The following is a 23,298-nucleotide window of genomic DNA, read 5'->3' on the forward strand; positions in this document are numbered from 1 at the left end:
GCGAGCAAGCCCGCTCCCACAAGAGTGATGCGTCTATGTGCGTTGCGGGCTTACTTCACCACCATCCCCACACCACGGCCACGCGGGTCGGAGGCGGTTTCAAGCTCGGTGCCTTTAACCCGGATGGCCTGAATATCCCCCATGTTCCAGCCCTGATCCTCCAGGGTGTAGCCCATCGCTTTCAGCTCCTGAGCCACCTTGCCGGTAAGTGGCGCATAGGTGTCGAAGTAGATCGTGTCTTTAGGCAGCAACTGGTGATGCACACGCTGTGCAGCTACGGCTTTCTCCAGTGGCAAGTCGTAGTCGTAGATGTTGTTGAGCACCTGGAAAATCGAGGTAAAAATCCGCGAGCCACCCGGCGTGCCCAGCACCAGCGTAACCTGGCCATCGCGGGTTACCAGACTTGGACTCATGGAAGACAACATGCGCTTGCCCGGCTCGATAGCGTTGGCATTGCCGCCCACCACACCAAAAGCATTGGCCACCCCGGGCTTGGAGCTGAAGTCATCCATTTCATCGTTCAGCAAAAAGCCCGCGCCCTTAACCACAACACCACTGCCGTAATCCCAGTTCAGGGTGTAGGTATTGCTGACCGCATTACCCTGTTTGTCGACGATGGAGAAGTGCGTGGTCTGATGCGGTTCCAGGCCCGGTTTGACATTGGCGGTCGGTGAAATCGCTTTCGGGTTAACCTCTTTCGCACGCTTGGCGATATAGGCCGGATCGGTCAGCTCGGCCACAGGCATCTTCCCGAAAGCCGGGTCGCCGAGGTAGTCGGCACGGTCGGCGAACACACGTTTTTCGATTTCGGCCAGCAGGTGGATATAGGGCGCAGAGTTCAGCTCCACACCTTTGAAGTCCGCTGCGCGGTCCTCCTTGATACCGATCAACTGCGCCAGGGCAATACCGCCCGAGCTTGGCAGCGGCGCGGTGTACAGGGTGTTGCCACGAAAATCCACGCGCATCGGCTCACGCCAGCTGACCTTGTAGTCGTTGAGGTCTTGCTTGGTGATCAAGCCCTTGTCCTGCTGCATTTGCGCGACCAGCAGGTCGGCGGTCTTGCCGCGGTAGAACTCCTTGGCGCCCTGGTCGGCAATGCGCTCCAGGGTCACGGCCAGCTCTGGCTGTTTGAACGTTTGCCCGGGCTTCATGCTGCCAAAGTAGTCCGCGAAATTGGTAGTGCCCTTGAACAGCGCCAGTGCATCTTCGCGGTACTGAAATTGCTGATCGGCCACTTTAAAGCCGTTTTTCGCATACCCCACGGCCGGGGTCAGCAATTCGGCCCACGGCAATTTGCCAAAGCGTTGATGCGCTTCCCACAGCCCCATCACCGTGCCCGGCACGCCGGCAGCGCGGGAACCGACCAGGCTCAAGTTCTCGATGATGTCGCCTTTGTCGTCCAGGTACATATCGCGGCTGGCGGCTTTGGGGGCGGTTTCGCGATAGTCGAGGAAATAGGGTTTGCCATCGATGTACATCGTCATAAACCCGCCACCGCCGATATTGCCGGCTTCGGGATAGGTCACGGCCAGGGTAAAGGCGGTGGCGACTGCGGCGTCGACGGCGTTGCCGCCTTTTTTGAGAATTTGTGCGGCCACTTCGGCGCCGTATTGATCGGGTGCGGCGACTGCGCCGCCGTCCAGGGTGACGGCATACGCCGAAGAGCTGGCCGCGATGGCAGCCGTCAGGGCCAGGGTTTTGAACCACACAATGCGCATTCGATACATCCTTTTATTGTTATCAACTGTGGCCGAACCTTGTCTGAATTCGGCGATATTTTCAAACAACAAACGTAAAAGTGCGCAATGACACACACCCTTGAGGGCAGCGCGGTTCTGCACCAAAACAGAACTGGTAGCAGCTGCCGAAGGCGTTATGTGCGCGTTTCGGTGATCAGTGCATCCACCAGACCACGGGCCAGCTCGACGCCGTGAATGACGCACCACAACTGTTCGGCCTCAAAACCGCTGAGGTGGGAACGGATGTCGTCGGCGGTCAGTTCTGCGCCCTTGAGCAACAGCGAGGCATGTTTGAGCGCCTCCTGCATCGGTACGCCGGGATATAAAGCGACGCAGTAGGTGCAGACGTTGCTTTATATGTAGGAACCTCACTCAAGCCCTGTGGGCTTGTCGCAGATCGCGTAGCTGGCCAGCTTGGCCTGGATAAAGTCCAGAAAGCACTGAATGCGCAGCGCCAGCTGCGAGTTGCGGTAATACACGGCATGGATCGGCTGGCGATAGCCGCTGTTGAACTCGCCCAGCACCACCTGCAGGCGCCCGGCGCTGATATCTTCGTGGGTCATAAAGTGCGACAGGCAGGCGATGCCCTGACCTTGCAACGCCAGATGACGTACGGTTTCACCGCTTGAGGCACTGATGGCAGGCTGAATGGGCCAGCGGTCGCCCTGGGCATAACGCAGCGGCCACTGGTTGAGGCCATCGTTCTGGGTAAAACCTATCAGGGTATGGTGGGCCAAATCCGCAACATTTGTGGGCATGCCGTGGGCGGCAATGTAGTCCGGGCTGGCGAGAATATTCAGCGGGCTGCACCCCAGGGAGCGGGCATGCAGGGTGGAGTCGGCCAGGGTGCCGATACGAATGGCAATATCGGTGCTTTGTTCCAGCAGGTCGATAATCAGATCGTTGCTGTTGAGTTCCAGCTGGATCTCGGGGTACAGGGCACGGAATTCAGGGATATACGGCACGATGGCATGTAGCACAAACGGCGCGGCGGCATTGATGCGCAAGCGCCCGGAGGGGGTACGCTGGTGCGAGATCAGGCGCTCTTCCAGCTCGTCCATTTGCTCAAGGATCAACTTGGCCCGTTCGAAAAAGAACTTGCCCTCCTCGGTCAGGTCCATGCGCCGCGTGGTGCGGTTGATCAGCGTGGTTTCAAGCTTGGCCTCCAGCCGTGACAGCGTACGGCTCACGGCCGAAGGCGTTTGCCCGGCCTGCTCGGCGGCGGCAGATATCGAGCCGCACTCGATGACCGAAACAAAGATTTGCAGCTCATCGGATCTGGCTTTCACGCGGTCGACCTTATCTACGTGTGGGAGCGGGCTTGCTCGCGATGGTATCACCGCGGTTCGTCATAACAACCGAGTTGCCTGCATCGCGAGCAAGCCCGCTCCCACCCCGGCGTCGCTTACGCCTTCAGGCCAAACACCTCGGCCAGGTGCTGCTCGTAACGGGCCGCGTCAACGTCTGGCTGCGGACGCTTCATCACGTCAACACACAGGAAAGTCGGCAGGCCGGTCATGCCCAAAAATTCATTAGCCTTGTGGAACGGGAAGTACACCGCGTCCACGCCCTTGCCTTCAAAGAAGTCGGCCGGGTCATCGAACGCCTGCTGCGGTGCGTTCCAGGTCAGCGACAGCATGTACTGCTTGCCCTGAATCAGGCCGCCGCTGCCGTAGCGCTGCGAAGCGTCGGAACGGGTGCGGCCGTCACTGGCGTAAAGTTTACCGTGACCCTCGGTGAACACTTCATCCATGTACTTTTTAACGATCCACGGCGCGCCCATCCACCAGCCGGGCATTTGGTAGATGATTACGTCAGCCCAAAGAAATTTTTCCACTTCTTCGGCGATATCGTAGCCTTCGTCGATATGGGTCACTTTGACTTCAAAACCCTGACGATCAAAAAACGCCAGCGCAGTGTCGTGCATGGTCAGGTTGTAGCGACCATCGGAGTGGGCGAATTTTTTCGCACCGTTAAACAAGAGTATTTTTTTCATCATCAGCCTCCAGGGGGTTAAACCCTCAGCGCTGTTGAGCGACAGGGGGGTTCAAAAACATGTCGGCAGAATATCGTTGCCCTCGCATGAGAAAAACCCGTGATGGGTCAAATCACCTTTGCCGCTACAGCACGAATCCATTGTTAATTGTTGATTAGCAAGTGAGTACCCAGCAGCGCCATGCCGATAAAAAACACCCGTTTAAACAGCAAGGCGCTGATGCGCTGGCGCAACCATTGCCCCAGCCACATGCCGAGCATGGCGGGCAAAAGCGCCAGCAATGAGGCATTGAGCTCAGCGCCAGCCAGGTTGCCACGCCAGTACAGCCCGGCGGCAAGGGCCAATGTGGAGACGCTGAAGGACAAACCCAAGGCCTGCACCAACTGGTTTTTGCTCAGGCCCAGGGCTTGCAGATAGGGCACGGCAGGGATCACAAACACCCCGGTAGCCGAGGTGATGACCCCGGTGATCAGCCCGCACACCGGGCCCAGCCAGGGTTCGCGCTGCGGGGCGATGCGCAGGGTGGGCAGGAACAACCCGCTGAGGGCATAAAGCAACAGGGCCGCGCCCAGCGCTCGTACCACCCAGCTACCGCCATCGATACTGAGCCACAGCATGCCTGACGCGGTGCCGATAAAAATCCCCAGCTGCATGGGCCACAGACGTTTGAGCAACCCCCGCAACTGGCCGCCGGCGGCCAGTTGCCAGGCGTTGGTCACGATGGACGGGATAATCAGCAGAGCCGCAGCCTGCGCCGGAGCAATAGCCAGCCCGAGGATACCCATGGCGACAGTCGGCAGGCCCAGGCCGATGACGCCCTTGACCGTACCGGCCAGCAAAAAGGTCACTATCACCAGCAGTGACAAGGCCCATCCCAGGTGTTGGTAAAACTCGACAAGTGTTTTCATGGGCCTATGCTGGGGCATGGGCCAGCGCCTGAAAATGCGCCATGCACAGAGTCAGCCTCTTTCCTGACAATAGGCAGAACCCCTCGCCCGTAGCAACTGCCGAAGGCTGCTACAACAGCGGTTTGCGGCGCTATTTAGAATCTTTACAGGATCTTCAAGGACCTTTCATGCACTTCGACCTGGTTGACCTGCGTCTGTATTTGAATGTGCTGCAGGCAGGCAATATCACCGCCGGCGCCAGCCTCAGCCATCTATCGCTGCCTGCCGCCAGTGCGCGGATCCGGGCGATGGAAGCGTCCCTGGGCGTGGCGTTTTTGCAGCGCAGCCGTCGTGGCATCAGCCCTACCCCTGCCGGGCAAGCGCTGGCCCAACATGCCCGGTTACTGTTGCAGCAGGTGGAGCGCATGAACCACGACCTGAGCGAATACGCCCAGGGCTTCAAAGGCCGTATCCGCCTGCTGTGCAACACCGCCGCCCTCACCGAATACCTGCCCGAGCTACTCGCCGACTTTGTACGCCAGCACCCTGCCATAAGCGTCGACCAGCAAGAACTCACCAGCCTGCGCATCACCCATGCCCTGCGCCTGGACGCCGCCGATATCGGTGTGATCTCCAACGCGGTAGACACCCGTGACCTGCAAACCCGGCCCTTTCGCGATGACCCGCTGGTACTGGTCATGCCCCTCGACCACCCGCTGGCCCACAGGCCCGGCCTCTCGTTCAGCGACACCCTAAGCCATGACTATGTCGGGTTGTCGGCCAGCAGCGCGCTGGCGGTGTACCTGGAAGAACAGGCACTGCATATGGGGTGTCGCATGCAGGTGCGTATCCGTGCCGAAGGCTTTGACGGGGTATTGCGCATGGTCGCTCGCGGCGCCGGGCTGGGGATTGTGCCCAGGGCCACCATCGAGCGCTGGCAGGCCCCGCGCACCTTTGAAGTGGTGAACTTGAGCGAGCCATGGGCTGATCGTAAATTGCTGCTGTGCGCCCGCTCGTTTGCGCAATTGCCCACCTATGCCATGGCATTGCTGGAAGCTTTGAGCTTGTAAGAATAGTCGCCGTTTACTGCCAGCCTGTATGCCTTGGTTTTTACCCAGAGTAATATCCGGGGCTTGCGACACCCGGGGCGCCTTTGCCCACGGGTACTTTTATCCAGTTTTGAGAATAACAACTCACAGGGCACCCGATGGCTGACGCTAATTCCCCCCCGGTCACACTCAAACGCGGTTTGAAAAACCGCCATATCCAGCTGATTGCCCTGGGCGGCGCTATCGGTACGGGCCTGTTTCTGGGGTCGGCGGGCGTACTCAAGTCGGCCGGGCCGTCGATGATCCTGGGCTATGCGATCGCCGGCTTTATAGCGTTCCTGATCATGCGCCAACTCGGCGAAATGATCGTCGAAGAGCCAGTGGCCGGTTCCTTCAGCCACTTTGCCCACAAGTACTGGGGCGGTTATGCGGGGTTTCTGTCGGGCTGGAACTATTGGGTACTGTATGTGCTGGTGGGCATGGCCGAGCTGACGGCCGTGGGCAAGTACATCCAGTTCTGGTGGCCCGAGGTGCCAACCTGGGTCAGCGCCGTGGTGTTCTTTGTACTGGTCAACCTGATCAATACCCTGAACGTGAAAGTGTTCGGCGAAATGGAATTCTGGTTTGCCATTATCAAGGTGGTGGCGATTGTCGGCATGATCGTCCTGGGTTGCTACCTGCTGTTCAGCGGCACCGGCGGCCCTCAGGCGTCGATCAGCAACCTGTGGAGCCACGGCGGGTTCTTCCCCAATGGCGGCATGGGGCTACTGATGGCCATGGCCTTTATCATGTTTTCCTTCGGTGGCCTGGAGCTGGTGGGTATCACCGCGGCGGAAGCCAGCGAGCCGAAAAAGGTGATCCCCAAGGCCATCAACCAGGTGGTGTACCGGATCCTTATTTTCTACGTGGGCGCCCTGACCGTGCTGCTGGCACTGTACCCGTGGGACCAGTTGCTGGTAACCCTGGGCGCCGGCGGCGATGCCTACGGCAGCAGCCCGTTTGTGCAGATCTTTGCCTTGATCGGCAGTGATACCGCCGCGCAAATCCTCAACTTTGTGGTACTGACTGCCGCGCTGTCGGTCTATAACAGCGGCGTGTACTGCAACAGCCGCATGCTGTTTGGCCTGGCCGAGCAGGGTGATGCCCCCAAAGCCCTGATGAAGCTGACCAAAAATGGCGTGCCGTTGCGTGCACTGGGCGTGTCGGCACTGGTGACGCTGTTGTGCGTGGTGGTCAACTATGTGGCCCCGCACAAGGCACTGGAGCTGCTGTTTGCCCTGGTGGTTGCCTCGCTGATGATCAACTGGGCACTGATCAGCCTCACCCATATCAAGTTCCGCAAGGCCATGGCCGTTCAGGGCGTGACGCCTTCGTTCAAGGCATTCTGGTTCCCGCTCAGCAATATCCTGTGCCTGGTGTTTATGGCGGTGATCGTCTCGGTTATCTGGATGATCCCCGACGTTCGTGCGTCGGTGTATGCGATTCCGGTGTGGCTGCTGATCATCTACGGCTTCTATGTGCTGCGCCTGCGCACCGGTAAGGCTCTGGCCAACTCGCACTAAGCATTTGGCTGTTACAAAAAAGCCCCGGCACTGAAAACAGTGCCGGGGCTTTTGCGCATCTGGGGGTCGGAACCAGGCATCTGTCAGAGTATCGCTGCGGTTAGGGTGAGGTTCGATAACCCATCACCGGAGGTTTTATGTCTGCGCCAATCACCGTGCTTCGTGACACCCACCCCCTGCCCGTGCTCGATGCCTGCAAATGGGAAAAACTCGAGGGCGACCCCCATACCGTCAACCTCAACGCCTACACCAGCGAAGACGGCAGCAAGATCATGGGCACGTGGATTTGCACGCCCGGCAAGTGGTATGTGGAATATGTGAAGTGGGAATACTGCGATTTCCGTGAGGGCTATTGCATCATCACCCCAGAGGGCAAAGAACCGATCCATCTGCGGGCCGGGGATATCTTTGTGGTCGAGCCGGGCATGAAAGGCACATGGGAAGTGGTTGAAACCGTGCGCAAGTATTTCGTTTTTGCCTGAGTGAAACCACGTAAAAAACCCGGGAGCCCGCCCGACGCGGGCTCCCGGTAAAGCGACCAGTTACTGAGGTTTGCGATAGCTGTTGATGATGGCCGAGAAATCCTTGCCGCCTTCGCCGCGCAGGCTCATGGCCTGATACAGCTGTTGCGCCACGGCACCCATCACCACAGGCTGGTGGGCCTGACGTGCTGCCTCGGTGGCCAGCCCCAGATCCTTGAGCATCAGCTCGGCACCAAATCCACCGGTATAGCCGCGTGACGCAGGGGCGGTTTCAACGATGCCCGGCCACGGGTTGTACACCTCCGAGCTCCAGCAGCGCCCGGTGGAGCTGTTGATCACCCCGGCCAGTACTTCGCTGTCGATACCCAGTGCAGCCCCCAGGGCCATGGCCTCGCTGACGCCGACCATGGAGATCCCGAGCAGCAGGTTGTTGCAGATTTTAGCCACTTGGCCGGTGCCCACATCCCCGCAATGGACGATGTTGCGGCCCATTTGTTCGAGTACAGGGTGCAGGGTGTCGAACAGCGCCTGGGGAGCGCCGACCATAAAGGTCAGGGTGCCCGCCTGCGCGCCACCGGTGCCGCCGGACACCGGCGCATCGGCCATCTGCACGCCCTGTTTGGCGGCTGCAGCGGCGACATCGCGGGCGGTCTGCGGGTCGATGGTGCTGCAATCCACGGCGGGTACACCTGCGCCGATGCCAGCCAGCACGCCGTCCTCACCCAGCCACACGCTGCGCACATGGGCAGCAGCCGGGAGCATGGTGATCACCAGTTCGGTGCCTTGGGCGGCCTCCCGAGGCGAGGTGCTGATATGGCCACCCAGGGCGGCCAGCTCGGCGAGAATGCTTTGGTTCAGATCAAACAGGTTCAGCGAATGCCCGGCCTTGAGCAGGTTGCGCGCCATTGGTGCGCCCATGTTGCCCAGGCCGATAAATGCGATATTCATGCTGTGTGCCCTCAACGAAGATTGATGGTTGTGTTGACGCCATCATTCACGCTGTCATCGTCGAACCAGCGACTGGTGACGGTCTTGGTTTGAGTATAGAACTGCACCACTTGCTTGCCGTACGGGCCAAGATCACCGAGTTTCGAGCCACGGGAACCCGTGAAGCTGAAGAACGGCACCGGCACCGGGATCGGGATATTGATACCGACCTGGCCCACATCGATTTCAGTCTGGAACTTGCGCGCTGCAGCGCCGCTTTGGGTAAACAGGCCGGTGCCGTTGCCAAACGGGTTGGCGTTGACCAGTGCAATGGCCTGGTCGAGGGTATCGACCTCAATCACCACCAGCACCGGGCCGAAAATTTCCTGGGTATAGATTTGCATATCGGTGGTGACCCCGGAAAACAGGGTCGGCCCGATAAAGTTGCCTTGTTCGAAACCCGGGACCTTGATGTTGCGGCCATCCAGTTCCAGCACTGCGCCTTCTTTGATGCCGCTTTCGATCAACCCCAGTACCCGCTCTTTAGCACGCCTGGAGATCACCGGACCTACATCCGTACCCGCCTCGCTGCCGGCGTTGACCTTGAGTTTTTGCGCCAGCGCCTTGAGATCCGGCAGCCATTTTTTCGCCGCCCCCACCAGTACCACCACCGAGGTAGCCATACAGCGTTGGCCGGCTGCGCCAAAACCGGCACCGACCAGCGCGTTGAGGGTTTGCTCGCGGTTGGCATCGGCCAACACCACGGCGTGGTTTTTCGCGCCCATCATCGATTGCACGCGCTTGCCGTGACGGCCCGCCAGGTCATAAACGTGGGTACCGACGGCGGTTGAGCCAACGAACGAAACCGCTTTGATATCGGTGTGGGTGCACAGCGCATCCACCACATCCTTGCCGCCATGCACGACGTTGAGCACGCCTGGCGGGACCCCGGCTTCCAGCGCCAGCTCGACCAGCATCAAGGTCGAGAGCGGGTCTTGTTCGGACGGTTTGAGAACGAAGGTGTTACCGCAGGCGATGGCCATCGGGAACATCCATAGCGGAATCATGGCAGGGAAATTGAACGGTGTGATCCCGGCGCAGACCCCGATAGGTTGGCGCAAGGTGTAGGTATCCACCCCGCCCGCAACGTTTTCAGCGAATTCACCCATCTGCAAGGTGCCGATGGAGCAAGCATGCTCGACCACTTCCAGGCCGCGGAAAATATCGCCCTCGGCGTCGGCAATGGTTTTACCCTGTTCGGCACTGAGCACAGTGGCGATGCGCTTGGAGTGCTCGCGAATCAGCGCCTGCAGCTTGAGCATGATGCGCATGCGCGCGCCAATGGGCGTCAGCTTCCAGGTCTGGAAAGCGCGCTGGGCGGCAGCGATGGCGGCGTTGACTTCAGCGGCAGTGGCAAACGGTACTTTGGCCAGCACTTGCTGAGTGGCGGGGTTGATGATGTCGTGCCACTCGGTGGTCTGCGACTCGACCCATTCGCCATCGATCAGCAGGCGGGCGTTTTGGTACGGGGTGGTAGAAACGTTCATGGAAGTCTCCGGCATTATTATTTTAAGTAGGGCTGTCCAGATTGGTCGCAGGACTGTTTTTGGAGTATAGGTGTGCGTTCTTCTAATAAGAACGCACATAAAAGCCGATCAAACATGCAAAAAAACATCACATCGTTAAGCGCATTGAACTGGGACGACCTGAAGTTTTTTCTCGAGGTGGCCCGTACCCGTAAAGCCAGCACTGCGGCCAAACGGCTGGCGGTGGACTACACCACCGTATCGCGACGCATCAGTTCGCTGGAGGCTGCCCTCGGCACACTGCTGTTTGAAAAATCACGCACCAACGGCTTCACCCTGACCAACGAGGGCCAGCGCTTGCTGGGCTATGCCGAGGCCATCGAAAGTACCCTGCATATGGCCTGCGAGCAGGTGTCGGGTTCGGGGGTGGCGTTGTCCGGGCATGTGCGCATGGGTTGCACGGAGGGGTTCGGGAGCTTTTTTATCACCCCTCAGCTCAGCCATTTTGTCGACGCCTACCCGGCCATTTCAGTGGATATCCTGCCCCTGCCGCACTTCATCAGCTTGTCCAAGCGCGAGGCGGATATCGTGATCGCGCTGGAGCGTCCGGAACACGGGCCCTATGTGTGCTGCAAGCTATGCGACTACCGCTTGCAGCTGTATGCCACCCAGGAGTATCTGGACCAGCACCCGCCTATCAACCGGGCGGCGGATTTGGCCGAGCACACTTTTATTAGCTATGTGGACGATCTGGCGTTCAGTTCGGAGCTGCTGTACCTGGCCAACGTGCTGCCCGGCGCCAGCGCCAACCTGCGCAGCACCAGCGTGATTGCGCAATTCGTGGCAGCGCAGCAGGGCCGCTCGCTGGCGATTTTGCCGTGCTTTCTGGCCGCCCAGGACCCGCGTTTGCTGCCGGTATTGCCGGGCGAGGTCACCCTGACGCGACAGTTCTGGATGTACTGCCGCGAAGATCTGAGGAAGTTGAAACGCATCACCCTGCTATGGGATTACATCCGCGAAGTGACGGAACTGAATGCGCCGCTGTTGCTGGGCGAAACGCGCGGAATGAGATTTGCGGACTGACCACACCGCCCCGTAGCAGCTGCCGAACGCAGCCTCGTTCCTTCGGCAGCTGCTACGGACCCGGCTTATCAATCGGCAATCACCACAATCGACACACGGCGGTTTTCCGTACGCCCGGCCCGGGTGTTGTTGCTGGCTACCGGCTCGCGACTACCCAACCCACGGACCTGGATATTCTCAGGGCGCATGCCAACTTTGGTCAGGGCCTTGACCACGCTGTTGGCGCGGCGTACCGACAGTTGCTCGTTGTAGGACTCCTTGCCCGAAGAGTCGGTGTGACCATCCACCCGCACCCGCTGGATATCGGCACCCAGCAAGGCCGTGCCGATACGCTCAACGATTTCCTGGCTCTGTGGGTTAAGCACTTCAAGGTCGCTGCCAAACAGCACTTTGCCCGAAAGACCAAATGCCCAGCCCTCCTCGGTCAACTCAAAGCCCTGTTCCTTGAGGACCGCAATCTGCGCCGGGGTCAGACCCTTTGGCGGGGGAGTCTGGCAACCGGTCAACGACAACGTGGCCAACAACAAGGCAACGCTGAAAAACTGCAGATAACGCTGGGTCAATGCACGCATTTTTGAGTTAGCTCCTGATATTTACGGTGTTTGCGGGGTGCTCCGACTCCGCTACATGTTGCCCGCCTCGGGCGAGGCGCTTGGCCTGGTACATCGCCGAGTCCGCTGCACAGAGCAGTTCCTGGGCGCTTGCACCATGTTCGGGGTAGACGGCAATGCCGATACTCAGCGATGTCACGACGCTCACCTGCCCCGGCAGTTCGATGGCCTCAAGCATGCTGGCAATGATCTTCTCGGCAATGCGCTGGGCATCTTCTATTTTGTGCAGCGGAGTCAGCAAGATCGCAAATTCGTCACCGCCCAGGCGCGCCACTACGTCGTCTTCACGCAGTTGCGCACGAATGCGCGTTGCTACCGCTACCAGCACCGCATCACCGGCGGCATGGCCGTAGGCATCATTGATGCCCTTGAAGCGGTCACTGTCGAGAAACAGCACCGCAGCCTTATCCCGCGTTTTATTGAGCGAGCGCAGAGTGCGCGTCAACCGGGCTTCAAAGTAGGCGCGGTTAGGCAGGTTGGTGAGCGAATCGTGGCTGGCCTGATGGGCCAGGGCCTCATTTTCGTTTTGCAGATGGCTTTGCCATGACTCCAGCTCGTCGAGCAAGGCATTGAAGTCGTTGCCCAGACTGTCGAGCTCGGCAATATGCGCGGGCGGTACGCGACGATCGAACGCACGTTCACGACGGGCAGCGTGGGCCACTTGCGCCAGCTGCTGCAGAGGCCCGGTAATGCCATCCAGCAGCCGGCGCGACAGGTACAGCGCACTCCAGGCACTGAGCGCGGTACACACCAGCACGCCAAGCAAGCCGCTAAGCAAAAAACGCAGCATATTGGCGCCATGCCCGCGCAGAACGACCCGGCCAACCTCCTGGCCCTGATGCAAAATCGGCATGCTGATCGGCTGCTGCAGCAAGCCATCGGCCAACAGCATCTCGACCCTGGACAGCAGATCGGTTTGCGGACGCTGCCATTGCGCGAGCAGTTCACCCTCGGCGGTATACACCTGAGCCTCGGCGACCGCTTCGGTGGAAGCAATCAAGGCCAGGGCCTCGGTTGCTGCCCCGGGGTCGTCAAACACCACGGCCGCTTCCACGGTGTAGTTGATGGAGCGGGCAATCAGGTGCAGGTTGTGATCGGCATAGACCTTGAGCGCCAGCACGCCCAGCAGGGTCATGGAGGCGCTGGCCAGTGTCACCGCAACCAGTGCCACGCCAAGATGCCCACGGCGCAACACCGAACGCAGCCGGCGACGTCGTTGCGGCGCATTCAACCCGCTCATGGCTGCGCCGCCCGACGGCGTGACAGTTGCAACACACTGGGGTGAATACGTACACCGCTGCGGGCGACGGAGTCGAGGTTGACCTCGAACGACACTTGCTCATCACGCACATGCAGGCAAAACAGGCTGCCCACGGTGCATTGGTCACCGTCTTCGCTGATGCTCAGCACCGCCTTGGTGTTGAGGCTGCTAAACAGGCGACTGCGCTCGTCGGCGCTCAGCTTGCCCAGGTATACCGCGTTGCAACTGCTGGCGATGCCGGGGTCACTCGCCAGCACGCGACGCACCTGCACCGGTCGGCCAGTAGACTGGGTCGCGCCCTTAAGCAGGTCATCGGTGTATTCGGTGGGGCCGATCACGCACAACTGCAGTTGTGCCGGCTCTGTGGGCCAGCGCGCATAACTGAGGATGCCCAGCACAACCTGGGTCACGGCCTTGGCGCGCTGATCCGCCAGGTTGATGGGCGTTTGAGCCTGAACCAGACAAGGAGTGCTCAGCAGTAACAGGCAAAAGGAAATCAGCCGTAGCCGCCATCCAAAGTGCTGTTCTGTCGATGAGACAGCCACATCCATGCGGGATTTCTCTGAGATCTTTATGGGAATAGTGTCGTAACGATAGCACGACAACCGTATTAACTGTGATACAGGTCACATTGGACGCGCCATTTCTTGTGGGAGCGGGCTTGCTCGCGATGGCATCACCCAAGTTTGCCAGCTCCCACAAAAAAGTACCCCGATCAGGATCAAGACTTCGGCTATCCCAGCCCCAGCATCAACCCGCTCAGGCGCTTGACCTTGCGCTGTACGGCCTCCTCAAAAACTCCCGCTCGCGGCTCTATCAGACTGAACCAGTGCTTGGCCCGGGTGATACCGGTATAGATCAGCTCTTTCGTCAACACCGGGTTGAGCGCTTCGGGCAGCACCAACGCCGTATGGGAAAACTCCGAGCCCTGGGATTTATGTACGGTCATGGCATAGACCGTCTCGACATCATTGAGCCGGCTTGGCAGTACAAAACGGATGCCGCCCTGCCCGTCGTTACGCGCGAAAGCCACCCGCAATACATGACGCCGGGCCTGACCATCACCCTCGGGAAGTGTGAGGGCGATGCCAATATCGCCGTTCATCAGGCCCAGTCCGTAATCATTGCGGGTCATCAGCACCGGGCGGCCTTCGTACCAATGCCGGTCGCCATCAATCAGCTTGCGGGCAAACAGGGCGCCGGTGATACGCTCATTCAGGCCCTCCACGCCCCACGGTCCCTTGCGCACGGCGCAGAGCACCTGAAAGGCCTCGAACGCCTGCAGCACGTTACCCGCCCATACCGCCCAACACGGGTCTTCAAGACCGCTCTCGGTGTCTGGTCGCTGATCGCGCAAAACCTCCAGGTAGTGCCGATAGCCTTTAGCCTCTGCCCCCCGCCCTTCCAGCGCCAGACGTTCAAATGCGCGGTCCTGCTCACCCTTCAGGGGCAACGCAAAGAGGTCGGCATGGCTGCCTGCCGCCAGCAAGGCTCGCGCTTCGCGGGGCAGTTGCTGGTTGACCAGACGCGACAGCTGGCCAATACCGCTGCCCTCACCAAAGCGCCGCGAGTGGCGCAGCATCACTACCTGCTGCGCCAGCGGGTGCGTACTGTCCAGGTCTTGCTGCAAACCACTGGCACTGAGATTTTCGCCGCTGACCTGCTCCAGCCAGTTACGGGTTTGCGGGGTATACCAGCCCGCTTCGGCGTCGCGGCACAAATCACCCAGCACGGCACCGGCTTCAACCGATGCCAACTGGTCCTTGTCACCCAGCAGCACCAGCCGCGCATGAGCAGGTAGGGCATCGAGCAAATTGGCCATCATTTCCAGATCGATCATCGACGCCTCATCAACCACCAGCACGTCCAGCGGCAAGCGATTGCCCGCATGATGGCGAAAATGCCGCGTACCGGGGCGGCTGCCGAGCAGGCGATGAACAGTGGTCACGTCGCTGGGGATTTTTTGCCGGACCTTGTCGTCCACTTCCAGGGATTTGACTTGCAGGCTGATCGACTCTGTCAGGCGCGCAGCCGCCTTGCCGGTCGGTGCCGCCAGGCGAATGCGCAAAGGCGTGCCCGCCTCTACCGCCGGTGCTTGCAACAACGCCAGCAAACGCACCACGGTGGTGGTCTTACCGGTGCCGGGGCCACCGGTGACAATGCTGAAAGCTCCCCGCGTGGCCAGGGCGCAGGCCAGTTTTTGCCAGTCAATCGGCGCATCCTGTGCAGGTCTGCCAAACAAACCGTCAAGGCGCGTAGGCAAATCCGCCGGTGTCGCTTCAGCCATCGCCAGACGTTGGCGCAAGGCACCGTCGATTCGACGTTCATAGGCCCAATAGCGACGCAAATACAGACGCCGCTCACTCAATACCAAGGGTCGGCTGGCCGCATCCGCAGACGACCGGCCCGCGTGTTCAACCAGCGGGCTGGTTTGCAGGGCCTTGCACCAGGCCTCGCCGTCCAGGGCCTCAAGCAGTTGCGAAGGCAGCAGCATGGCGCCGGTTTGCACATCACCTTCGGGGGGTAAAGAAAGTGCAAAGTCCGGCTCTTTCAGGGTTTCAAACAAATCCAGGCACACATGACCGTGGCCCAGTTGATGGCTGGTCAGGGCCGCCGCCAGCAACACCAGGGGGTCGCCCTGCGGATCGCGCTCATGCAGGAACGCGACGAAGGCCTTATCCAGAGCGCGCAACCAGCCGCGCTCGACCCAGCGTTCAAGTAACAACAGCAAATCCTCGGCCCGGCCCAGCGGTTGAAGCAGGGCCAGGCTTTCGGCCGTCAATGGCGTAGGCAACAGTTCGGCAAACGAACGACTCATAACAACACTCCCTGTTCCCACGCCGGTTCAGCTGTTTTCGGCAGCGGTTTGCCCTGGAACATCAGGTCCAGGCTTTCGATCAATAGTCTGGGCGGGCGGGTGAAAAACACGCCCTGTCCCTGGGCGCGGGTACCACGCAAAAACAGATACAGTGCGCCGCCCATATGCTGGTCGTAGTCATAGCCGGGCAATCGAGCCTTGAGCTGACGATGCAAAGCCAACAAATACAGGACATATTGCAGGTCGTAGCGGTTGTCCAGAATGGAGGCGGTCATCGCCTGCTCGGTGTAGGCCGAATCATCGGTACCCAGCCAGTTGGATTTGTAGTCCGCCACGTAATAACGCCCCTGGTGCTCAAAGGTCAGGTCGATAAAGCCCTTGAACATGCCATTGAGCAGGCTCGGCTCGGCCCCCGCCCGCGCGGCGCCACCGTGGGTATGCTGACGCACCAGTGTGTCCATCTGCACAACATCGACCTTGTGGCTGGCAAACCAGAATTCCATTTCAATCTGGTACTGGCTCAACTCACTCAAGACCACAGCGGGCTGACCATTATTCAGACGCAGCGGTTCATCTTGCAGATGCTGCAGCCAGTCACTCAAGGTTTCGATCCAGCCTTGCCAGCCACGCCGGTTGCAGCGCCGTGCTACAGCGTCCTTGATCGCTTCGGGGTCGGCCTTGAAGCCTTCGCTGCCCGCCCACTCAAGCAGGCCATGGAGAAAAGTCCCGGGATTTGGCCCACGGGGGAAGCGGTGAATATCACCCCCACTGAGCAACACTTCACGCGGTGCCTCAGGGTCGAGGCGCTCATCATCCGAGAGCTTTTGCGCCAAGGCACTTTCAGGTGCTTCGGCCGGGCTGAGGCTGTCACCAATGCGCAGTGCGCTATAGGAAGCGATCCACCAGTTTTCAGCGGCGCGGCGGCCCGGGATCAGCGGCTCAAGCAAGGTTGCCTGGTTGAGCGGTGGATAAAAATGCGCCGCGTCAGCAGCTGGAACGGGTTCGCACTGCAAGGCGTCGCAACCTTGCTGCACCTCGGCCAACCAGCTCTGCAAGCCCGCCGACTCGGCCAGCATGGCACCACCACCCAGCAAATAACCCAGGGCGCAGAGGTGCAAGACCGAGCGATTGCTATTGCCGCGCTTGAGGTCGGCAACCCCCAGCCAACACGCATGCCGGGCACGGGTCAGGGCTACGTACAGCAAGCGCAGGTCTTCGGCCAGACGCTCGTCATCGGCCTGGGCAATCAGCTCTGGCGTCGGTTTCAAACTGACCTGGGCGTTACCCGCAGCATCGTGGAAGTGCAGCGGCAGACGACTGCCATCCACCGGTTTTGCTGAGCAGATAAACGGCAAAAACACCAACGGGTACTCCAGCCCCTTGGACTTGTGGATAGTCACCACCTTGACCAGTTGCTCGTCACTTTCCAGGCGCAGGATCTGTTCTTCACCCGCCTGGCCGGACAAGGCCAGGTGCTCGGCCAGATGACGGATCAGCGCCTGCTCACCGTCCAGCTCGGCTGCGGCTTGCTGCAACAATTCGGACAAGTGCAAGACATTGGTCAGCACGCGCTCGCCATCAGGTCGGGCAATCAGGGCCTGGGGCAGTTCAAAGTCATGCAGCAGGCGACGCAACATGGCGAGTACCCCTTGCTTGCGCCAGGTTTCGCGGTAACCGCGGAACTGCATAACGCGTCTTTCCCACGCCAGTTCGTCCTGGTTCAGACGCTCCAGCTCAACCAGCGGCAAGTCCAGGGTGATACAGGCCAATGCGGCACGCAGTGGGCGCTCGACGTCAGGCTCGGCGCAGGCCTTGAGCCAGGCCAGCACATCATGTGCTTCCTGCGCGGCGTACACCGAATCCTTATCCGACAGGTAAACACTTCGCACACCACGGCTCGATAATTCTCTCCGCACGGCCTGAGCTTCCTTACCGTCACGCACGAGAATCGCGATGTCGGCAGGTAATACGCCGCGCAGTGCTTCGCCGTCCTTGATAAAACCGCAGCGCCCTTGCTGGCCACCATTAAGCAGCTCGACAATCTGGCTGGCACAGGCGGCCGCCAGATACTGACGATACACAGCACCCGACAGCGGTTGCTCGGAGGGCAATTGCCAGAGCGTCAGGGCGCTGACAGGCTGGCCATCAAGCTGCAGGACTTCCTTACGCCCTTGGGATTTAACCGAAACAAAGGGCACGGGGTTTTCTGAACCCTCGCGGAACAAAAATGCCCCACGTCCGCTGTCGCGCAGCTCGGCCCGCTCAAAGACATGATTGACTGCCTTGACCATGGCGTGACTGGAGCGGAAGTTGGTATCCAGCGTGTGCAAGCGCCCTGCAGTCGCCTGACGTGCGCGCAAGTAGGTGTAGATATCCGCCCCGCGAAAGGCATAGATAGCCTGTTTCGGGTCGCCAATCAAAAACAGCCCGGTGTCTGGGCAATTGTCTTCAATCCGGTAGATGGTCTCGAAGATACGGTACTGCACGGGGTCGGTGTCCTGGAACTCATCGATCAGCGCCACGGGGAACTGTTCACGAATCAGGGTCGCCAGGCGATCACCGCCATCGGCCTGCAATGCCGAGTCCAGGCGCAGTAGCATATCGTCGAAACCCATTTCGGCACGGCGGCGTTTTTCTTCTTCAAAACGCACACTCACCCAGTGCGCCGCATGCTGCAGCACGGCGGCGTCCGGGCTCGGCAAGGCATCGAGCGCGGCCTTGAGGCCGGGCATGGCATCCAGGCCCGGATGCTGCGGGGCAACGCCTTTCCAGGCTTCGGCCATACCGTCGGGAGTCAGACGCGTGAAGCCGGTACCCAGATCAAGCTGTTCCTGATCTTCGTCAGCCGCCCAGGCGCTGAGCTTTTCAAACCAGGGTTCAAAATAACGGGCCTGCATTTTACGACCGTCGACCGTTTTGCTGGCCACGCCCTGCAGGCAGATCTCACGCAGCTCTTGAGCCCATTGCAACCAGGGGGCTTTAAGCTGCACCAATGCCTGGCGGCGCTCCAGCAAGCAGGCTTCGATCATTTGTGCAGGCGTTTGTTCAGCATTGGCTGGCTGGCGCGAGCTACCAAACAACGCTCGCACGCGCGGCATCAAGGCGGCGGGGCCGCTCCAGTTGGCACGCACCCAGTTCAGCGCGTCGCCGTGCATGGGGTAGCAAAACAGCCGCCAGTAATCGCGCAGCACTTCGCCCAGCAAGTCGCTGTGATCGGTTTCCAGGGTCTGGGTAAACAGGCTGCCGCTATCGAAAGCGTGCTCGCGCAACATGCGCTGGCACCAACCGTGAATGGTCGAGACCGCAGCCTCGTCCATCCACTGGGCGGCGATATCCAGACGCCCGGCGCAAGCAGCCCACTGCTCGGGAGCAAACTGGTCACGCAGTTCTTCGACCAAGGCATCCGGCGCGTCGATCTCGCCACGAAAATAGCGTGCGGCTTCTGCCAGGCGGGTACGGATGCGGTCGCGCAGTTCTTTGGTGGCGGCATCAGTAAAGGTCACCACGAGAATTTGCGGTGGTAATAGCTCACGGCCAAAACCCGATTCTACGCCGCCATGCCCCAAAATCAGGCGCAGGTAGAGTGCCGAGATCGTGAAGGTTTTACCGGTGCCTGCACTGGCCTCGATCAATTGGCTACCGCGCAGGGGAAATGCCAGGGCCAGCGGTAATGTTTGCTCGCTCATTAGCGGGATGCCTCGCTGTTTAATGAGCGCCAGGGCGCATCAAAAAGGGGTCGATAGAGGGCATCGCACCACTCTTCGAATTCGTCGCCAGCCATCAAGGCCGCATAGTCAGGAAACTGCCGGGCCAGGGCGGCGCTTTCACGGCGCTCGCCGCCACTGGTTTGGCCATCACCCTCATAGGCTTTTTGCGCCGCTGCATCGGCCTTGGCCGGATCTATCTGGGCCAGCCAGGCAAAAGCAGTTTTTACCGCGACAGGCAGCGGGTGGCTCATCCCGACTTTCCAGGCAGTGAGCAAGTTGCCAAGAATCTCCCGGGCCTGCTTGGTGTCCAGAGGTTCGAGCAGCAAGGTGTCATCACTGGCCACCAGGGCGGTCGTCATCTGCAGGCCACAGGCGCAGGCTGCCAGATGGTTTACCCATGGCCGGGTCAAGCGGTGCCATTTCCGGGTTTTGATCGCACCAATTCTATTAGGAATAGTGGTAACAGACAGTAAGCCCTTGTCGCTACGCTGATGCAGATTGCCGAGCCAGCCTTCCAGCGTCAGACCTTGATCCTCAAAACTGACAGGCAACGCGCTGTTTAGCGGTGTAGGCCAAAGAGCCAGCAGTTGCTGATAGCGCTGTAGTACATCTGGTAATGGCTCGATTAATTCGTGTTGCAGGCACTCTCCAAACCCGGCCATGGGCAGCAAGCCGCTGCCTTGCAGGCGCTGGGCACGAGTATGCAAGGCGCTTTCCAGTTGATCCGGCTGCGCCAGTGCAGCTTCAAGCAGGCTGTCGCTCAAGGTGTAGCGCTGCAATGCGTCGAGTACGAAAGGTTCTTCATCGGCCAAAGGTACTTCCGCTGCCTCAAAGAATACTTTCAGGCGCTGACTAAAGAAGTGGCGCACTGGGTTTCGCAAAAAATCCTGTAACTGCGTCAGGTTCAGTGGTTCTTCCTGGATATGCGCGCCAAGCGTGCCGGGGCCAACGGGCTCCGGTTGTGGCGCATGCAAGCGCTGCCATTCACGCGCATAGCTGAACAGGTTAGGGTTGCCTTCATGAAAGTAACGAGTGCTAAAGGGTTGCAGTGGGTGCTCTTGGGTCATGGCCTCAAGCAGGTCGCCGCCCCCTTGCAGATGCCAACCACTGGCAAGGTGGTCACGCAGCTGGCCAATCAGGACACAGGCCGGACGCTCGCTGTTGTCGCGAATACTGCGCCCTACCCAGCTGATATAAAGCTGATCACGAGCCGAAAGCAGCGCTTCAAGAAGCAGGTAACGGTCATCTTCGCGGCGCGAACGATCGCCCGGGCGGTAATCGCTGCCCATCAGATCGAAGTCCAGCGGCGGCTGGGCTCGCGGGTAGTCGCCGTCGTTCATGCCCAGCAGGCATACCAGCTTGAAGGGGATGGCCCGCATCGGCATCAGGGTGCAGAAGTTGACCGCCCCGGCCAGGAAACGTTGTGACAACTTGCCCTGGTCAAGCCCGGTAAGCCAGGCCTCGCGTACTACGGTCAGCGGTAACTCATCCTGCAGACCAACCAGTTCACAGGTTTCGAGCCAGGTTTCGCGCAGCTCTTCAAGCTGGGCCAACAGGTAGTCGTCGTGCTCTGTTTCGGCCTGGAAAAACAGCTGCACCAAGGCTTGCAAACGCTCGCCCCATTGCTGCGGCAGCGCCGGTTGCGAGAGTTCCTGATGGGCGATCTCCAGCGCATCGAGCAAAGCCACCAACGGGCCGATCAGTACAGCATCCAGCCCCCCGATCTCATCGTAGGGCTCAATACCGTCGCAGGCCTCACCACTGCCTACGGCATACCCGAGCAACATGCGGCGCAAACCAAAACGCCAACTGTTTTGCTCCAGTTGCTCGGGCAAACCAAGACCGGCACGCTGCTGCGCATTCAACCCCCAGCGAATGCCAGCGCCTTCAATCCAGCGATGCAAGGTTGGCAAGTCGCGCTCTTGCACCTTGAAACGGGCGCGCAGTGATGGCACGTCGAGCAAATCCAGGATTTCACTGACGGGGAAACGGCTGTCAGGCAATTTAAGCAGGTGTTCGAGAGCGATCAGCAATGGATCACGACCACGCTGCCCCTGGTCGGCCAGGGTGTAGGGAATAAAGCGCCGATCATCACGTTCGATTTGCCCAAAAACAGCACGGATATGCGGCGCGTAACTGTCCACATCCGGCACCATCACAATCACATCACGTGGCTGCAACTGAGGGTTCTCGCTGAAACGTGCGAGCAACTGGTCGTGCAGGATCTCGACTTCACGTTGCGCACTATGGGCAACATGGAAGCGTATTGAGCGATCCTGTGCCAGATCGATGGCGGGCCATAGCTCCCGGGTTTCGTTGAGCGGGCGCAGCTCAAGAATATCGTCCTGCAACTGGTTGAGCAGGTTAAGCGGTTCAACTTCGCTGAACAGGTCGATACGGCCATCGCGAAAAGCTGCGCGATAACTGTTGGGCTCGTCGTAGCTGTCGAGCAGGTTGATATAGTCACGGCCTTGTTTACCCCAGGCAGCCAGCAAGGGATGGGCATGCTGATGCAGGGTATCCAGATCAAGTGCTGTAGGCATGCCGCTTTTGCGGGCCTGACGTTTGTACTGATGACGCAGCAGATCTTTATCGGCAACGATGTCAGACCAATGATGGCGGCAAGGGTTGTGCACACACAACAATACCTGGCTGAAGCGGGCGAGCCCGGCCAGGGCTTCAAGTGCCTGAGCAGGCAGTGACGAGATGCCAAAAACGATCACCCGCGCGGGCAAGCCGGGCGGGGCTTGCTCGAGGCTGTTGATCTTGTCCATAAAACGCTGATGAACGCCGGCACGGCTCTGTGACATGCCCTCTTCACCTACATCGAGCAGAAGCGCACGCCACAACTCAGCCTGCCAGCAGTTAGCCGGGCTCAGGGCCGGGCTTTCGCCCCGGGCGTTACGCAATTGATGGCGACCTGCGGCCCAGTCCTCCAGCCAGTCGGCGCGATATACCTGATATTGGTCGAACAGGTCGGCAAGACGCTCAGACAGCTGATAGCGCTTGCGCAGATCGGTGTCGTGAGTCAGGAAGCGCTGCAGGGGTTCGAAGTGCGGCTGATCGATAAGGGCAGGCAGCAGGCGCATCAGACGCCAGGTCAGCGGGGCTTTATCGAGCAATGACTTGGCGGGGATTTCTTCACTGCCCAGTACCAGCCGATAGAGCTGCCACAAAAAACTGCCGGGCAACTGCACGTCCACGGCTGCAGCAATACCGCAGCCGCCGAGGTCGTCGTCGCGGGCATCTTCGGCAAGAGCCAGCTTTAACCATTGGGCGATGCCGTTACTCTGCACCAGAGCAATTTCGTTCTCCAGAGGAGCCAGCGGGTAAAGGCGCATCCAGCTGACAACCAGGCTGCGTAACTCATCGAGGCGGTTGCCATGAACCACCATAAAACCCGCATTGAGAGGCGTAGCAACCGACATGACGGCATCCTTAGGAGAAAGCGAAATCCAAAGGCGAACCTTAACATTGCTCGGCAATGGAGGCTTGAAGCTGCGGCTGTTTTTCTGCGCACAAAAACAAACCCCCTGTCTGCGTGAGCAGACAGGGGGTTTGGAATTTAATCTTGACGATGACCTACTCTCACATGGGGAAACCCCACACTACCATCGGCGATGCATCGTTTCACTACTGAGTTCGGGATG

At 59.8% G+C, this 23,298-nt stretch carries 17 protein-coding genes and 1 rRNA gene; 4 read left to right on the plus strand and 14 right to left on the minus strand.

Annotated elements, in window-relative coordinates:
- Positions 1-50: 50 nt before the first annotated feature.
- From ggt to FHL07_RS19870, 5 genes are all read right to left on the minus strand, one after another.
- Positions 51-1,718, minus strand: a complete 1,668-nt coding sequence (gene ggt, locus FHL07_RS19850; protein ID WP_095025649.1) for a gamma-glutamyltransferase — start codon at positions 1,716-1,718, stop codon at positions 51-53.
- Between the two features lie 155 nt (positions 1,719-1,873).
- Positions 1,874-2,047, minus strand: coding sequence for a hypothetical protein (locus FHL07_RS19855; protein ID WP_176465213.1), 174 nt, complete (start codon positions 2,045-2,047; stop codon positions 1,874-1,876).
- Between the two features lie 60 nt (positions 2,048-2,107).
- Positions 2,108-3,028 carry a LysR family transcriptional regulator gene (locus tag FHL07_RS19860; protein ID WP_095002472.1) on the minus strand — a complete coding sequence of 307 codons (921 nt, stop codon included), beginning with the start codon at positions 3,026-3,028 and terminating at the stop codon, positions 2,108-2,110.
- 116 nt (positions 3,029-3,144) lie between these two features.
- Positions 3,145-3,735, minus strand: coding sequence for an NAD(P)H-dependent oxidoreductase (locus FHL07_RS19865; protein ID WP_138738827.1), 591 nt, complete (start codon positions 3,733-3,735; stop codon positions 3,145-3,147).
- A gap of 143 nt (positions 3,736-3,878) precedes the next feature.
- Entirely contained in the window at positions 3,879-4,643 is a 765-nt protein-coding gene (locus FHL07_RS19870) for a sulfite exporter TauE/SafE family protein (protein WP_138738828.1), read from the minus strand.
- 167 nt (positions 4,644-4,810) lie between these two features.
- Here FHL07_RS19870 and FHL07_RS19875 point away from each other — a divergent pair, with 167 nt between their 5' ends.
- The 3 genes from FHL07_RS19875 (at position 4,811) to FHL07_RS19885 (ending at position 7,715) form a co-directional block, all read left to right on the plus strand.
- Positions 4,811-5,692 (plus strand): LysR substrate-binding domain-containing protein, encoded by an 882-nt coding sequence (locus FHL07_RS19875; protein ID WP_095020640.1) that lies wholly within the window; start codon positions 4,811-4,813, stop codon positions 5,690-5,692.
- 137 nt (positions 5,693-5,829) lie between these two features.
- On the plus strand, positions 5,830-7,233 hold the full coding sequence (locus tag FHL07_RS19880; protein WP_095039289.1) for an amino acid permease: 1,404 nt from the start codon (positions 5,830-5,832) through the stop codon (positions 7,231-7,233).
- Between the two features lie 137 nt (positions 7,234-7,370).
- Positions 7,371-7,715, plus strand: coding sequence for a cupin domain-containing protein (locus tag FHL07_RS19885; RefSeq protein WP_016783536.1), 345 nt, complete (start codon positions 7,371-7,373; stop codon positions 7,713-7,715).
- A gap of 60 nt (positions 7,716-7,775) precedes the next feature.
- On the opposite strand, the gene mmsB is transcribed toward FHL07_RS19885, so the two are convergent.
- Positions 7,776-8,663: a 3-hydroxyisobutyrate dehydrogenase gene (gene mmsB, locus FHL07_RS19890; protein ID WP_095002466.1), complete on the minus strand. Its 888-nt coding sequence runs from the start codon at positions 8,661-8,663 to the stop codon at positions 7,776-7,778.
- Between the two features lie 11 nt (positions 8,664-8,674).
- Complete coding sequence (locus FHL07_RS19895) at positions 8,675-10,189, minus strand: CoA-acylating methylmalonate-semialdehyde dehydrogenase (RefSeq protein ID WP_095002465.1); 1,515 nt, start codon at positions 10,187-10,189, stop codon at positions 8,675-8,677.
- Positions 10,190-10,303: 114 nt separating this feature from the next.
- Here FHL07_RS19895 and FHL07_RS19900 point away from each other — a divergent pair, with 114 nt between their 5' ends.
- On the plus strand, positions 10,304-11,251 hold the full coding sequence (locus FHL07_RS19900; protein WP_095027105.1) for a LysR family transcriptional regulator: 948 nt from the start codon (positions 10,304-10,306) through the stop codon (positions 11,249-11,251).
- A gap of 68 nt (positions 11,252-11,319) precedes the next feature.
- Here the strand turns inward: FHL07_RS19900 and FHL07_RS19905 are convergent, their stop codons facing one another.
- From FHL07_RS19905 to rrf, 7 genes are all read right to left on the minus strand, one after another.
- Positions 11,320-11,823 carry an OmpA family protein gene (locus FHL07_RS19905; protein WP_095002463.1) on the minus strand — a complete coding sequence of 168 codons (504 nt, stop codon included), beginning with the start codon at positions 11,821-11,823 and terminating at the stop codon, positions 11,320-11,322.
- A 7-nt stretch (positions 11,824-11,830) separates the two neighbouring features.
- A complete protein-coding gene (locus tag FHL07_RS19910; RefSeq protein WP_095002462.1) occupies positions 11,831-13,102 on the minus strand; it encodes a diguanylate cyclase domain-containing protein in 1,272 nt (423 codons plus the stop codon).
- Positions 13,099-13,674, minus strand: coding sequence for a YfiR family protein (locus FHL07_RS19915; protein WP_095002461.1), 576 nt, complete (start codon positions 13,672-13,674; stop codon positions 13,099-13,101). Before FHL07_RS19915 ends, FHL07_RS19910 begins: the two co-directional genes overlap by 4 nt.
- A gap of 182 nt (positions 13,675-13,856) precedes the next feature.
- The gene (recD, locus tag FHL07_RS19920) at positions 13,857-15,941 is read right to left on the minus strand and encodes an exodeoxyribonuclease V subunit alpha (RefSeq protein WP_138738829.1); all 2,085 of its coding nucleotides are present in this window, start codon (positions 15,939-15,941) and stop codon (positions 13,857-13,859) included.
- Complete coding sequence (recB, locus tag FHL07_RS19925) at positions 15,938-19,627, minus strand: exodeoxyribonuclease V subunit beta (protein WP_095024389.1); 3,690 nt, start codon at positions 19,625-19,627, stop codon at positions 15,938-15,940. The genes recD and recB overlap by 4 nt, the downstream gene beginning before the upstream one ends.
- Positions 19,627-23,076: an exodeoxyribonuclease V subunit gamma gene (recC, locus tag FHL07_RS19930; RefSeq protein WP_138738830.1), complete on the minus strand. Its 3,450-nt coding sequence runs from the start codon at positions 23,074-23,076 to the stop codon at positions 19,627-19,629. The genes recB and recC overlap by 1 nt, the downstream gene beginning before the upstream one ends.
- A 141-nt stretch (positions 23,077-23,217) precedes the next feature.
- A 5S ribosomal RNA gene (gene rrf, locus FHL07_RS24090) occupies positions 23,218-23,298 on the minus strand; the annotation flags it as partial.

It is taken from the genome of Pseudomonas sp. FSL W7-0098 (assembly GCF_005930585.1).
Lineage (GTDB): Bacteria > Pseudomonadota > Gammaproteobacteria > Pseudomonadales > Pseudomonadaceae > Aquipseudomonas > Aquipseudomonas bubulae.

Coding starts and splice junctions, on each gene's coding strand:
- ggt (WP_095025649.1), bottom strand. CDS start 1,718: ATGCGCATTGTGTGGTTCAAAACCCTGGCCCTGACGGCTGCCATCGCG.
- FHL07_RS19855 (WP_176465213.1), bottom strand. CDS start 2,047: ATGCAGGAGGCGCTCAAACATGCCTCGCTGTTGCTCAAGGGCGCAGAA.
- FHL07_RS19865 (WP_138738827.1), bottom strand. CDS start 3,735: ATGAAAAAAATACTCTTGTTTAACGGTGCGAAAAAATTCGCCCACTCC.
- FHL07_RS19870 (WP_138738828.1), bottom strand. CDS start 4,643: ATGAAAACACTTGTCGAGTTTTACCAACACCTGGGATGGGCCTTGTCA.
- FHL07_RS19875 (WP_095020640.1), top strand. CDS start 4,811: ATGCACTTCGACCTGGTTGACCTGCGTCTGTATTTGAATGTGCTGCAG.
- FHL07_RS19880 (WP_095039289.1), top strand. CDS start 5,830: ATGGCTGACGCTAATTCCCCCCCGGTCACACTCAAACGCGGTTTGAAA.
- FHL07_RS19885 (WP_016783536.1), top strand. CDS start 7,371: ATGTCTGCGCCAATCACCGTGCTTCGTGACACCCACCCCCTGCCCGTG.
- mmsB (WP_095002466.1), bottom strand. CDS start 8,663: ATGAATATCGCATTTATCGGCCTGGGCAACATGGGCGCACCAATGGCG.
- FHL07_RS19895 (WP_095002465.1), bottom strand. CDS start 10,189: ATGAACGTTTCTACCACCCCGTACCAAAACGCCCGCCTGCTGATCGAT.
- FHL07_RS19900 (WP_095027105.1), top strand. CDS start 10,304: ATGCAAAAAAACATCACATCGTTAAGCGCATTGAACTGGGACGACCTG.
- FHL07_RS19905 (WP_095002463.1), bottom strand. CDS start 11,823: ATGCGTGCATTGACCCAGCGTTATCTGCAGTTTTTCAGCGTTGCCTTG.
- FHL07_RS19910 (WP_095002462.1), bottom strand. CDS start 13,102: ATGAGCGGGTTGAATGCGCCGCAACGACGTCGCCGGCTGCGTTCGGTG.
- FHL07_RS19915 (WP_095002461.1), bottom strand. CDS start 13,674: ATGGATGTGGCTGTCTCATCGACAGAACAGCACTTTGGATGGCGGCTA.
- recD (WP_138738829.1), bottom strand. CDS start 15,941: ATGAGTCGTTCGTTTGCCGAACTGTTGCCTACGCCATTGACGGCCGAA.
- recB (WP_095024389.1), bottom strand. CDS start 19,627: ATGAGCGAGCAAACATTACCGCTGGCCCTGGCATTTCCCCTGCGCGGT.
- recC (WP_138738830.1), bottom strand. CDS start 23,076: ATGTCGGTTGCTACGCCTCTCAATGCGGGTTTTATGGTGGTTCATGGC.